Source organism: Segatella bryantii (genome assembly GCF_022024215.1).
GTDB lineage: Bacteria > Bacteroidota > Bacteroidia > Bacteroidales > Bacteroidaceae > Prevotella > Prevotella bryantii.
The window spans coordinates 1,935,001-1,948,288 of sequence record NZ_CP091798.1 but is presented as its reverse complement, the minus strand read 5'-3'; the positions used below and the strand labels follow the sequence as shown (position 1 = coordinate 1,948,288).

The 13,288-nt window shown below is 40.6% G+C and carries 6 protein-coding genes, 2 tRNA genes and 2 rRNA genes (1 of these 10 cut by a window edge); 6 read left to right on the top strand and 4 right to left on the bottom strand.

Annotation, left to right across the window (positions count from 1 at the left end; translation table 11 throughout):
- Positions 1-51: 51 nt before the first annotated feature.
- Entirely contained in the window at positions 52-822 is a 771-nt protein-coding gene (gene trmB / locus L6471_RS12200; protein WP_006282038.1) for a tRNA (guanosine(46)-N7)-methyltransferase TrmB, read from the top strand.
- A 53-nt stretch (positions 823-875) separates the two neighbouring features.
- On the opposite strand, the gene L6471_RS12195 is transcribed toward trmB, so the two are convergent.
- A complete protein-coding gene (locus tag L6471_RS12195; protein ID WP_237797413.1) occupies positions 876-3,383 on the bottom strand; it encodes a glycosyl hydrolase 115 family protein in 2,508 nt (835 codons plus the stop codon).
- A 157-nt stretch (positions 3,384-3,540) separates the two neighbouring features.
- Here L6471_RS12195 and L6471_RS12190 point away from each other — a divergent pair, with 157 nt between their 5' ends.
- Positions 3,541-4,653, top strand: coding sequence for an Mrp/NBP35 family ATP-binding protein (locus L6471_RS12190; protein WP_006282036.1), 1,113 nt, complete (start codon positions 3,541-3,543; stop codon positions 4,651-4,653).
- 57 nt (positions 4,654-4,710) lie between these two features.
- Here the strand turns inward: L6471_RS12190 and L6471_RS12185 are convergent, their stop codons facing one another.
- From L6471_RS12185 to L6471_RS12175, 3 genes are all read right to left on the bottom strand, one after another.
- Positions 4,711-6,810: a glycoside hydrolase family 127 protein gene (locus tag L6471_RS12185; RefSeq protein WP_006282035.1), complete on the bottom strand. Its 2,100-nt coding sequence runs from the start codon at positions 6,808-6,810 to the stop codon at positions 4,711-4,713.
- 73 nt (positions 6,811-6,883) lie between these two features.
- Positions 6,884-7,714, bottom strand: a complete 831-nt coding sequence (locus L6471_RS12180) for a hypothetical protein (protein WP_237797412.1) — start codon at positions 7,712-7,714, stop codon at positions 6,884-6,886.
- A 110-nt stretch (positions 7,715-7,824) separates the two neighbouring features.
- Complete coding sequence (locus L6471_RS12175; RefSeq protein WP_027453277.1) at positions 7,825-8,643, bottom strand: SGNH/GDSL hydrolase family protein; 819 nt, start codon at positions 8,641-8,643, stop codon at positions 7,825-7,827.
- 1,440 nt (positions 8,644-10,083) lie between these two features.
- Between L6471_RS12175 and L6471_RS12170 the strand changes: the two genes are divergently transcribed.
- The 4 genes from L6471_RS12170 to L6471_RS12155 all read left to right on the top strand — a co-directional run.
- Positions 10,084-11,613: ribosomal RNA gene (locus L6471_RS12170) — 16S ribosomal RNA — on the top strand.
- A gap of 182 nt (positions 11,614-11,795) precedes the next feature.
- Positions 11,796-11,869, top strand: a tRNA-Ile gene (locus L6471_RS12165).
- Positions 11,870-11,905: 36 nt separating this feature from the next.
- Positions 11,906-11,979: transfer RNA gene (locus tag L6471_RS12160), tRNA-Ala, on the top strand.
- A 179-nt stretch (positions 11,980-12,158) separates the two neighbouring features.
- Positions 12,159-13,288: ribosomal RNA gene (locus L6471_RS12155) — 23S ribosomal RNA — on the top strand; it runs 1,765 nt beyond the window's last position.
- The 16S and 23S rRNA genes sit together here with 2 tRNA genes alongside, the layout of an rRNA operon.

Here is a 13,288-nt window from a genome sequence, read left to right as displayed (position 1 = left end):
TGCTTTTTTATAATTTATTTCGTATATTTGCACCCGTTTATCAAATAAGGCATGGGAAAAGGAAAATTAGCTAAATTTGCGGATATGGAGCACTATGAGAACGTGTTTCAGTATCCATTTTCAGTAGTCAGTGATGTTCCATTCGATATGAAGGGACATTGGTGTGAACAGTATTTTCATAACGATAATCCAATAATCTTGGAATTAGGATGTGGTAGAGGTGAATACACCGTAGAGCTGGCCAAACTCTATCCCGAAATGAACTTTATCGGTGTGGATATCAAGGGTGCCCGTATGTGGACAGGTGCCACCCAAGCTCTGAAAGAAGGACTAAAGAATGTGGCATTTCTGCGCACCAATATCGAGATTATCGACCGTTTTTTTGATCAGAATGAGGTTGCTGAAATTTGGCTTACGTTTAGTGATCCACAGATGAAGAATCCTCGTAAGCGTCTTACGAGTACATTCTTTTTGAATCGTTATCGTAATTTCTTAGTAAATAAGGGTATTATTCATCTGAAAACAGATTCTAATTTTCTATTTACTTATACCTCTTATATGGTTGAGAAAAATAATCTTCCAGTTCTCTTCCGTACAGATGATTTGTATCATACAGAGGGTATTGATGATAGCACGAAACGCATTCTGTCTATTCAGACTTATTATGAGTCAATGTGGATAGAGCGTGGACTCAATATCAAGTATCTCAAGTTCCAGTTACCTACTGAAGGAAATTTGGAAGAACCTGATGTTGAAATAGAATTAGATGACTATAGAAGTTATCATCGTGATAAGAGAAGTAGTTTAGAAACAAGCAAATAAGTCGATATAAAAGGGGGATTCACCAATGATCAGGTGAATCCCTTATATCTTTGTTAGATAGCAGGTTCTATAGGAAACATATAGAATTTGCGATTCAGATTATAGTCAATCATCCATTGATCCAAGATGATACCTTCATCCAATGCTTTTATTTCTAAAGTATGTGTGCCTTTTTCCAAGAGTAATTGAAAAGACTTTACGGCTTGTCCCCGTAACACGTTTTGTTTCCATTGTTCTGACCGGAATGGTTCTTTAAGTGTAAAAATCTGTTCGTTATTTCCGTCGATGGTCACACTGAAACGAATATCGTTTTGGTTTACTGCATGAGTAGGGATCGTTGCAATTCTGATTATTGCAGAATCTGTTTTTTCACAAAGGAAGTTGTATTTGACCACGCTACCTTTAGGCAAATTCAGTGAATTCATGCTGTGACCGAGCATTTCTGTAGTGTAGACATCTTTGCTGGCTGCTGTGTAATGCACAGCATTTCGTGCGATGACTCTACTCATGTGATTTTCTAAAGGTTCTGCATCAATTTCCTTATCAGCATATTTTTTTATTTGTTCGTCTGTAAGTATACCCGGTAGTGCAGGCTCTTTAAAGACTGGTAAATCTCTTGGAGACATCGACATAATACCATTCCATTTTCCGCCGGCTAATTGTTCATTGTAGTATTTAGTCATTGCTATTATCTCCTGATGAGCAGTCATGCTATTAGCAGCAGCGGTCATTGCTTCTTTATCATTGAAGAATAATCCAGGGCGTGCTATATGGCGTGCTTCTTGAGCTTCTAGCTGTTTGATGGCCATGTCTGCAGCCATAAATATAGGATATTTGATAGCTGCGAAGTAGGCATCACTAAGTGTTGGTCGAATTGTTTTTTCTATTTCTTCAACTTTTTCTTTTATCGCTTGATAGGCTGCTTTGTAGCGTTCTATCTCATTTCCAAATTCACCGGCATTAAATTCAGTGTCTTGGATAGGGGATAGTCCTCTGTTGTATTTCTTTTTATCCAGTTCGGTTTGAGTCCATCCCATAAATTCAGGTTTACGGATAGCAGTAAGGTGATAAAATTCCTTCATAACGGGCAATAATAGTTTGCCTGTATGTGTACCGAATTGCTGGCAAAGCCAGTTTTGCATATGTTGCTGTAAAGAATTTGTCTTGGTGATATTGATGTTCCAGGCCATATCAAGAAAAAGCGATAAGTCATATGCTGCAACTTTCGGATCGTGAACATTAGCTATCCATATCCGTTTATTATTGTTGGTGTAAGCTTTATGCATCTCTTCGTAGATAAGTCCTGGTTGAGTGGTTGTCAGCCATAGATAGTCATGAGGCCTTCCCCAGTAGCTGAGATGGTAATAGACACCACTTCCTCCACTTCTTTTGGCTTCTGAAGGGTTAGATAGATGTGTAAGATAACCATAGTTGTCATCACACCACATCAAAGTCACGTCATCGGGTACTTTTAGTCCATTGTTATAAATATCAAGCACTTCTTTATACGGAACAAAAATTTGTGGTATTTTTTTAATGTCGGTTTTTAGATTCTTATGCAGTAGTTTTCTCTGGTCATTAATTACCTTCTGAAGCCACTTGGTTTTCTCATCTAAAGTTTTTACACCTTCCATGCTGCCATCATGTATGCCACGCATACCTAAGGTATATATGACGTCCATGCCTGCAGTTTCTTTAATACGATATGTCCAGTAGTCTTCTATTTTCTTTTGGTTGGTAAGATAGTTGAAGGCCCCCATATTTTTTACATTCCATTCGCCGACATTATTGCGGAGTAATGGTTCACAATGAGAGGTTCCGATATATATATCGCAACTATCTGCTACTTCTTGGTTTCCTTTTACTTGGAAAAAAGGTTTTGTTCCAGGATGCATGGCTGGCCATATCGTATTAGCTTTGAGTCGAAGTAGAAGTTCAAAGATCTTGCGATAGGTGTTTGGACCTATCGTCCCTTGCTCCTGTTTGCGATCGAGGGTTTTGTGAGCCCAAGTACGTGTACTCCAGTCTTCATCGTTGATGAATATACCGCGATATTCTACGGAAGGAACTTGTAGGGTTTGGTATTTGTCGTTGATGATAAGCTGCGATTTTTTTTCAGGATGAACATCTCCCCACCATATCCATGGAGATACACCGGATATTTTGGAAAGTTCAAGAATGCCGTATGCTGTTCCACGCCCGTTGTTACCAATTATATAAAGTTTGTCATTCTTTACGCCCATCCAAAAAGCATCTTTGCTGACTATAATCTTATTTAAAGGGAAGTCTATACGACTGACTTCTTTAAATTCTTTATCAGTGAGGGCATCTAACTGGTAAATAGCGAGAGGTGAGTCACTTTTACTTTTAGCTTTTTTACCTGTAACAGCTTGCATATCACTACTAAACATATTTAAGGCTATGTTTACTACAGGAGATGGATTACTATTAACAGTATAGCTTACTGGATTTTTTCCGTTGAAAAGAACAATATCTTTGGCTTGAACAGAAAAAGTACCACAAAGCAGTAAAAGAGAGGTTATATGAACCTTAAATTTCATAGATTTGTTCTGGTTTTGATTTATTTGCAAATATAGTTAAAAACGGTGTCATAGAGAAATTAATTAGTTTTTATTTGTAGTTTCTATATTTTATCGGTACTTTTGCATATGCAAACGATGTATATATATATAAGTTCAAAATAAACACAACAACGATATGACATTATATCCCAAATTGATAACAGATGCACTGGCAACGGTCATCTATCCGGGAACCAAAAAAAATCTTATTGAAAGTGAGATGTTGGCAGATCAGCCCAAGATTGATGGTATGAAAGTGGAAATAGTTCTTCTTTTTCCTCGTGAAACCGATCCTTTCTTGAAATCTACTGTAAAAGCTGCTGAGGCTGCTATTCATTATCATATCAGTAATGATGTTGAAGTTACCATTCTTACAGAATTTAAGTCTGCTCCTCGTCCAGAGGTGGGCCAGATGCTTCCTGGTGTGAAAAATATTATTGCTGTCAGCTCAGGTAAAGGTGGTGTAGGTAAGAGTACTGTTTCTGCAAACTTGGCTATTGCGTTGGCTAAATTAGGTTATAAGGTAGGTTTACTGGATACAGATATCTTTGGTCCTTCTATGCCTAAGATGTTTGGTGTAGAGAGCGAGCGCCCTTATGCTGTTAAGAAAGATGGGCGAGATCTCATAGCACCGGTTGAAAAATATGGTGTTAAATTGTTGAGTATTGGTTTTTTTGTAAATCCCGATACGGCTACATTATGGCGTGGTGGCATGGCAACATCTGCGTTGAAACAGCTTATTGCTGATGCTGATTGGGGTGATCTTGATTATTTTATTCTTGATACTCCTCCTGGTACCAGCGATATTCATCTTACATTGCTTCAGACGTTGTCCATTACGGGTGCAGTTATTGTAAGTACTCCTCAAAAAGTAGCTTTGGCTGATGCTCGCAAGGGTATTGATATGTATCGTAACGATAAGGTGAATGTGCCAATTTTAGGTTTAGTAGAGAATATGGCATATTTTACTCCTGCTGAACTCCCAGAGAATAAATATTATATCTTTGGTAAAGAGGGCTGTAAGGAATTGGCTAAAGAAATGAATGCTCCTTTGTTGGCTCAGATTCCTATAGTTCAGAGTATATGTGAAAATGGTGATGCTGGTACTCCTGCTGCTTGTGATACTTCTTCGTTAACAGGTTTAGCCTTTATAAATTTGGCTCAGGCTGTTGTTACTGTCGTTAATCGTCGCAATAAGGAACAAGCTCCTACAAAAATAGTTTCGGTTACTAACGAAAGTAAGCATTAATCTGAATTTCATTAGATAAAAAAAGGTGGCAATTTGCGAATTGCCACCTTTTATTATTTATTTTCTTACGTTCATCCAAACTGTCATATCCTGATTTCCTCGGTTTCCCCAGGCATAATAAGGAATGAGACGAACGGTAATTTGTTTATTGTTATTTTTCAGTTCACGATAAAGCTGTCGGTTATTCCAAGCCTTGCTCTGAGCTAATTCAACTTTTCCTTCAAGAGCTGTAAAGGTATGACCATCTATGGTTTGTTTTACAGTTTTGAAGTTTACATCTGCAGGAATCTGGATGTCATCGATATCAGCTTTTCCCTCGATGTCATTGCCTTCCAAACAGTATACGATAGGTCCTCGTTTTACCGCTATTTGGTTTTTGTTTTCTTCTACGAGAGGATTGCTTTCGATGAGTTTCACTTGCATAGGCATAGATATCTTGATGATGTCACCAGCTTGGTAGTTGTGTTGGAATGTTAAGTAGCCATTTTCTAACATAACATTAGGCTTAGCTATTGTTTTTCCACGCTTATTGGTAATAGTACTATTGCTGATAATTTCGTTTACTGATTCTTGACACCATTCTGGTATTCTCATCTTTACGGCTTTCAGTCCTTTGGCTTTGTTAATAATTAGTTTAACATCGCCTTCGAAAGGATACTCTGTAAGTTGTTCTATATCCAGATTTTTGGTTTTCAGTTTGTTTTCGCCATACAGGTTGACATAGAGTTCGCTTCCTTCTTTGTTTACGGAATAAGCATATTCCTGAGCTTGTATCAATGTACGGAGTGTATTAGGTGGACAACAGAAACAAGAAATGTATTTCTGACGTTCTTTTGGCCATCGCATAACGTAAGGGAAATCTTTGTTTTTACGAAGTGCCTGAGTATAGAAATACTTAGTTCCGTCTAGTGAAATTCCAGGAAGAATACCATTATACAATTCGTTTTCAACCATTTCTGCATATTTGGCATCACCTGTTGTTTCCAATAGTCGCCAGCTATAAAGTAGTTCACCTATCTGAGCGCAGGTCTCGTTGTGACTGGTCTCATTTGGCAGCTGAAACTGTCTTCCGTATGCTTGGTGTATCTGTTGGATGTAAGGTTGGTTATAAGTGGTACCGTCAGGTGATACACCATCGTACAGTGCGCCGCATCCACCAGTGATGTAGATTTTATGTTCTGCAATGTCATCCCAGATGCTTGACAAGTTTTTGTACAGTTGTTCTTCACCAGTTTCAGCATATAGATCGGCTACACCTGCATAGAGGTAATTTGCTCGTACAGCATGCCCCATTGCTTCATATTGCTGACGGAAAGGAATTCGGTCTTGATTATGATCTTCTCCATTCTTGACGCTGTCACGAATGGCAATCAGTTCTTCGCCTAATTCCATATATTTCTTATTGCCAGTCATGCGATACATTTCGAATGCACCCATGTAATGGCTTGGACAAATGGCATTTCGAGCAAGTTCGTCTCTGTCATTCTTTAAGAAGTTATATAGGAAATCAGCTGCTTTTACACTACATTTGAAAAGATTATCCTTGCCAGTTGCTCGTTTGTGTATGATACCTGCTGTTATCAAGTGACCTAAGTTATAGGTTTCAAAGTTGAGTCGAGAGGCAAAAGCATTTTTCTGGTCTTTACCAATTTCGATACCAATAACAGTATTATCTTTGCTGTGTGATTCAGCATTCTTTTTACGCTCTTCGATGATAACAGGTGTGTGGATATATCCATCTGCTCGCTGCGAACGGGCTACTGCATCAATAAACTTGTCCATTAACTGGTCAAGTTTCTTATCTTTAGTTATTGCATAAGCAGTAGCGCAGGCTTCAAGCCATTTGTACATATCGCCATCATGAAAAGGTGGACCTTTGTGGGCTCCTTCTACATCTCCAGCTGCGATTTCAAAATTTCGAAATCCGTGTGATACATTGGGATCATTCCATGTATTCCACATGTCCCAAATCGAAGTTTGGTTAAGTACTTGGAAGCGATTGTTCCAAAATCCACCAGTCCAGTGGACTGAGCCAATTGGTGTGTTAACCATTTTGGCCATTTTACTTTTACTCATATCTGTCAGACCATTATACTGGCCGTAACAGAAAGTGTTTGCAAAAAATAAAATACCTAAGGCTGTTGTTATTTTCTTCATCGTCTTTCTTATAATAATATATCAGATAGACGATCAGGCCTTTATTCTGTCATCAATTTATTTCTGTCAGAAATTACTTAATGGTGTAAGATTCCTTGTCAAGTAGTTTTCCATTGGATAGAATAGTAACCTGATATATACCTTTTTCTAATTCTTCGTCCTCATGGAGAGGGATTGAAATGGAAACTGGAGTCCTTTGGCCATTATATCTGATAGTTTTGGATGTATTATAGTCTTTATTTGGGGATTTGACGACTACGGTCATGTTTTTGTTGCCTTTCGGAGCCGTAGGATTTTTTGCAATGTTGAATGTAATTTCTATGGTTTTCGCTTTTTTGGGTTTCTTTGTCGTTTTTCCTCGTTTGTTTTTGAAAAGTAAATTTACATCGTCTACATTCAGTTGTGAGGCAATGGCAACCTTATAAGAAAGGTCTCTGTTTTGGGTGTTCAGTCCTGTGATATGATTGGTTGCTTCATCGAATTGTTCTTTTACTCGAGCATTTTCTGCAATAAGATTACTGTTGGTTTTTCTCAACGAATCCAATTGGTTCATATAGGCTTTAAGAACGTTTTTAAATGAAGGCAATTGTTTTTTTAATCGGGCTAGTTCCTGTGCATTATGAGGGTCTGTAACCTTTATTTTCTTTAAGATTTGTTGTGCTTTTGTCTGTTGTATACCCAATTGAGAGGATATCTCCTTATCGGTGATCATGTCTTTCATGTCACCGTATTGATTAGCAAATTCTTGATATTGGTCTTCTAGCTCTTTTTTGTCAAGTTCAGCAAGTTCGAGCATATCTTGGTTTTGTTTCTTCTGTGCATTGAGGTTATAGCTTAAAGAAACAATCGTTGTTAGAAGAACAGATCCAATGATGATAAAACAAATAAGAGCCTTTTTATTCATGTATAATATTTAATTTTTAAATAGTGTTTGCAAAAGTACCTTTTTTGAGTTAAATAGGCAAATAAAAGCATGAATAAAAAGACTCTTATTGTTTTTATTTTGATGATATTTTACATATCAAAGGTGCAAGGTAATGTACTCAACTGATAGAGTATTGTCTTGGCCATACGGTAATGTCCTGCGTCGTTCGGATGTAAACGGTCGGTGTCAGGTTTGTTGAAAAGTTGGGCTCCTTCGTCGGTAAGAGGATACAACCCACTAAGTGCGTTAAGGTCTATTACAGGAACAGACCATACATTACCTGCTTCTTTGATAGCCTGTACATAGTCGTCGATGAAAAATCCACAAGCGTTAGCATAGTCTTCGGCTGGCTGTATGTTGGTATCACTACTCTTAAAGTCAGCTCTGTGTATTGGGGTCATCAGTACAATTTGCTTCTTGGGATACATTTTCTTTAATTTATCCAGTGCAATATTGATTCGACCTTTCAGCGTGCTGTTATTCATGTTCATGGTACGATGGTATCTTAGATATTTCGCTTTTTCCCATTGACCTTTGTGAGCTGCAACAACTGAATCAGCACTGACGTTATACCATTCTCCGATAGGGACGGCTGCATTGAAGTCATTGGTACCGATAAAGATAAGAATGGCATCGAAATCATCACCGTGCTCAGCTTTTAATTTGTCGGCTTGACGTGGAATATCATTCCATTGTCTTCCACTTACACCATATACATAGGGAGTTATGCCCAACCACTCTTCTAAAAATCCCCAATATTTGGTCTTGGATGCCTTGAGTCTTGGGTCTGTAATGGAATCACCGAAATAGGCAACTCTTTTTTTCTTCCATGGATGTTCATTAAATTTTTGTGAAATCGATGGAAGTGCGATTAATGCGCACATAACTAATGTTAGTATTCGCTTCATGGTTTATATATTTTTTGATTTGTACTGCAAAGATAATATATTTTTTTGACTTGGATTAGCGGTGAAAAATTATATTCTTGTGAAAAATAAGATCTGAGTCCCCTTTAAAAAGTGACACATTTTGATATTACTAGAAATTTCCGTAAATTATGAGACTCATAAATTGATGATATGATAGGTGTAAGCCTCTTTCTGAAAAAACATCAAGAATAATTTGAAAATAGTTCCAAATAGTTTTAATGGGCTCTAATCTGCTTTAGTAACTGGTTCTGTCTGTGCAGAAGTGATTGAACAAGCCCCAAAGCTCTACAAGTTTATATAGATATGGTGAGTCTGCGTATAAGCAAGAATATCTATGTTCAACGAAGGGTTAACCTTCGTGTTCTTGTATGTGAAAGATGGTGCGTGTGTCAAATAATTTATCAAAAAACAGTGTTTTCAAAAATCGTCATCTAGCTTAAAATATTCAACTTTTGATCAGCCTGTTTGGTCTTTTTTCTTCCCCTCGATTTTTTCTCCCGTCAAAACCCCAGCTCCTAGGGGTCGAAAGCTAAGACTTTGTTTGCTAAACTCTATGACCTTATCGCATCAACCCTAAGCTTTCGACCCCTAGGAGCTGGGGTTTTGGCGCCCATTTCTTGAACCGAAGAAACGCTAAATGTGTAACATATTGATATTCAGGTAGATATGAAAATACTTCAAAATTCGCGTATTTGAGGCATTTCATTCTGGCAATTTCAAATATGCAAACCTCATGAGGGTTATTGTCCGTAAAATTCAAAACCTCTCTTTTGTTGTACATGTCGTAGAATGGTAAAAGTAGTGCTGATGCCGTAAAAATTGTCGGGGAGTGTAGTAAGCTGCGTCAACTAGTTTCGTCACGCTGTTTCCGATGGTGACGGATGTAAGGCCAGAGCAACCAATGAATGTATAACCACAAATACTCGTATAATTTGTGGGAGTAGGGGAGTCCTAGAATAAATTTTCCTTCTTTAAATCTAAAATTATTCTTATTTTTAAAATCCTTATATATTATTTTAATCTTTAATCCTTTATCCTTATATATTATAATGTGTACGTCCACGGGAATAAGCTTCTATTGTCAAAGAATGCGCAAAATCTTAGTTTTTTGCAATTTTTTCTTGAAAACATTTGGAGGTTATGGATATTTTGTATACCTTTGCACTCGCTTTCGAACAAACGGAAGCAGCCAAATAACGTTGGTTACGAGGCTTAAAAGAAAGAGTTCTTTGAAAAGATTACATAGACAGAGAAGTAGTACAAGAAGCGTTCACATATTATAGATATGTGTGAATGGGTAACAAAAACGAACCGTCAAGTTTAGTTTTTGTCCAGGCTTTAAACCGACTTCAATAAAAGGATAAGCGTCCTTGAAACAGAGACAAATAATCTATTCAATTAGGTATTTAAAGATATTTTACAATGGAGAGTTTGATCCTGGCTCAGGATGAACGCTAGCTACAGGCTTAACACATGCAAGTCGAGGGGTAACATGAAGAAAGCTTGCTTTCTTTGATGACGACCGGCGCACGGGTGAGTATCGCGTATCCAACCTGCCCATAAGTAGGGAATAGCCTTGCGAAAGTAAGATTAATGCCCTATGGTTTCCGTCGAAGACATCTGAGATGGAATAAAGATTTATCGCTTATGGATGGGGATGCGTCTGATTAGGTAGTAGGCGGGGTAACGGCCCACCTAGCCGACGATCAGTAGGGGTTCTGAGAGGAAGGTCCCCCACATTGGAACTGAGACACGGTCCAAACTCCTACGGGAGGCAGCAGTGAGGAATATTGGTCAATGGACGGAAGTCTGAACCAGCCAAGTAGCGTGCAGGATGACGGCCCTATGGGTTGTAAACTGCTTTTTTAGGGGAATAAAGTTAGCCACGTGTGGTTATTTGCATGTACCCTACGAATAAGGACCGGCTAATTCCGTGCCAGCAGCCGCGGTAATACGGAAGGTCCGGGCGTTATCCGGATTTATTGGGTTTAAAGGGAGCGCAGGCCGTTTGGTAAGCGTGTTGTGAAATGTCCGGGCTCAACCTGGGCACTGCAGCGCGAACTGTCAGACTTGAGTGCACAGGAAGCGGGCGGAATTCGTGGTGTAGCGGTGAAATGCTTAGATATCACGAAGAACTCCAATTGCGAAGGCAGCTCGCTGTAGTGTTACTGACGCTAAAGCTCGAAAGTGCGGGTATCGAACAGGATTAGATACCCTGGTAGTCCGCACGGTAAACGATGGATGCCCGCTGTTTGCCCTTCGGGGTGAGTGGCTAAGCGAAAGCGTTAAGCATCCCACCTGGGGAGTACGCCGGCAACGGTGAAACTCAAAGGAATTGACGGGGGCCCGCACAAGCGGAGGAACATGTGGTTTAATTCGATGATACGCGAGGAACCTTACCCGGGCTTGAATTGCAGATGACGGATCTAGAGATAGTGACTTCCTTCGGGACATCTGTGAAGGTGCTGCATGGTTGTCGTCAGCTCGTGCCGTGAGGTGTCGGCTTAAGTGCCATAACGAGCGCAACCCTTCTCTTCAGTTGCCATCAGGTTAAGCTGGGCACTCTGGAGACACTGCCACCGTAAGGTGTGAGGAAGGTGGGGATGACGTCAAATCAGCACGGCCCTTACGTCCGGGGCTACACACGTGTTACAATGGCCGGTACAGAAAGTCGGATGCCCGTAAGGTTATTCTAATCAAGAAAGCCGGTCCCAGTTCGGACTGAGGTCTGCAACCCGACCTCACGAAGCTGGATTCGCTAGTAATCGCGCATCAGCCATGGCGCGGTGAATACGTTCCCGGGCCTTGTACACACCGCCCGTCAAGCCATGAAAGCCGGGGGTGCCTGAAGTCCGTGACCGCAAGGGTCGGCCTAGGGCAAAACTGGTAATTGGGGCTAAGTCGTAACAAGGTAGCCGTACCGGAAGGTGCGGCTGGAACACCTCCTTTCTGGAAGAGATGCTTATTTAGAAGTAAGTAAAAGTCAAGAGACATGACAAACGTAAAGGTTGGTTGATGTCATCCAAAGTTTCCTTGTACTACAGAACCTGTTTAATATATAAGAGAAAAAGGAAGCCGGGCTCGAAGATGCAAGCCCAGAAATCTTGGACAGTCAGCCAACCCGGAACTATAGTCCTATAGCTCAGTTGGTTAGAGCGCCACACTGATAATGTGGAGGTCGGCAGTTCAAGTCTGCCTGGGACTACACAAACTTCCAGTCTTCTCAAACAAAAAAAAGTTTGGGGGATTAGCTCAGCTGGCTAGAGCACCTGCTTTGCAAGCAGGGGGTCAACGGTTCGAATCCGTTATTCTCCACTTCAGGTAATCCACTTTTGATAGAGTGAGATAAGCCAATAAGATCTTTGACATATTGACACAAGCAAAACTGTAGCGAGAACTAGCAATAGTTCAAGAAACAATACAGCTGAAAGTATGAGCTACCGTTCATCTTACTTGGAGAAGCAATTTCAAAAAGCAAGACTGAATCGGTAAAGAAAAAAGTAAGAAAGGGCGTATGGCGGATGCCTAGGCTCACAGAGGCGATGAAGGACGTGATAAGCTGCGATAAGCTTCGGGTAGGTGCAAATAACCTTTGATCCGAGGATTTCCGAATGGGACAACCCATACATTTGAAGAATGTATATCTCTACCTAATGTAGAGAGGCAAACCGAGGGAACTGAAACATCTTAGTACCTCGAGGAAGAGAAAATAAACTAATGATTCCCCCAGTAGTGGCGAGCGACCGGGGAAGAGCCCAAACCGTCGTTGTTTCGGCATCGGCGGGGTAGTAGGACCGCGATATTGTATGTGTTTTGTGAGTAGAATGTTCTGGAAAGAACAACCATAGGAGGTGAAAGTCCTGTATACGAAGTGAAACATGGCATAGCGGTATCCTGAGTAGCGCGGAGCACGAGGAATTCTGCGTGAATCAGCCGGGACCATCCGGTAAGGCTAAATACTCCTGTGAGACCGATAGTGAACGAGTACTGTGAAGGAAAGGTGAAAAGCACTCCGATGAGGAGAGTGAAATAGTTCCTGAAACCATACGCCTACAAGCGGTCGGAGCTCAGCAATGAGTGACGGCGTGCCTTTTGCATAATGAACCTACGAGTTACCGTCTCTGGCAAGGTTTAGTATCTCAGATACGTATCCGCAGTGAAAGCGAGCCTGAAATGGGCGTATAGTCAGAGGGGGTAGACGCGAAACCAAGTGATCTACACTTGGCCAGGTTGAAGTTCCGGTAACACGGAATGGAGGACCGAACGGATAAGCGTTGAAAAGCTTCCCGATGAGCCGAGTGTAGGAGTGAAAGGCCAATCAAACTTGGAGATAGCTCGTACTCCCCGAAATGCATTTAGGTGCAGCGTGTATCGATCCGCATGAGAGGTAGAGCGACCGATAGGTCAAGAGGGCTTCACCGCCTATCGAGACCTGACGAACTCCGAATGCTCATGCGCCGCAGATATGCAGTAAGGGGGCGGGTGCTAAGGTCCGTCCCCGAGAGGAGAAGAATCCAGACCGCCAACTAAGGCCCCGAAATTCTGTCTGAGTTAGTCTAACGAAGTCTGGTCCCTATGACAGCTAGGATGTTGGCTTGGAAGCAGCCATTCATTCAAAGAGTGC

Bases quoted from the DNA above. Each gene is read 5' to 3' on its own strand.
- L6471_RS12190 (WP_006282036.1), top strand. From the start codon at position 3,541: ATGACATTATATCCCAAATTGATAACAGATGCACTGGCAACGGTCATC.
- L6471_RS12195 (WP_237797413.1), bottom strand. From the start codon at position 3,383: ATGAAATTTAAGGTTCATATAACCTCTCTTTTACTGCTTTGTGGTACT.
- trmB (WP_006282038.1), top strand. From the start codon at position 52: ATGGGAAAAGGAAAATTAGCTAAATTTGCGGATATGGAGCACTATGAG.
- L6471_RS12185 (WP_006282035.1), bottom strand. From the start codon at position 6,810: ATGAAGAAAATAACAACAGCCTTAGGTATTTTATTTTTTGCAAACACT.
- L6471_RS12180 (WP_237797412.1), bottom strand. From the start codon at position 7,714: ATGAATAAAAAGGCTCTTATTTGTTTTATCATCATTGGATCTGTTCTT.
- L6471_RS12175 (WP_027453277.1), bottom strand. From the start codon at position 8,643: ATGAAGCGAATACTAACATTAGTTATGTGCGCATTAATCGCACTTCCA.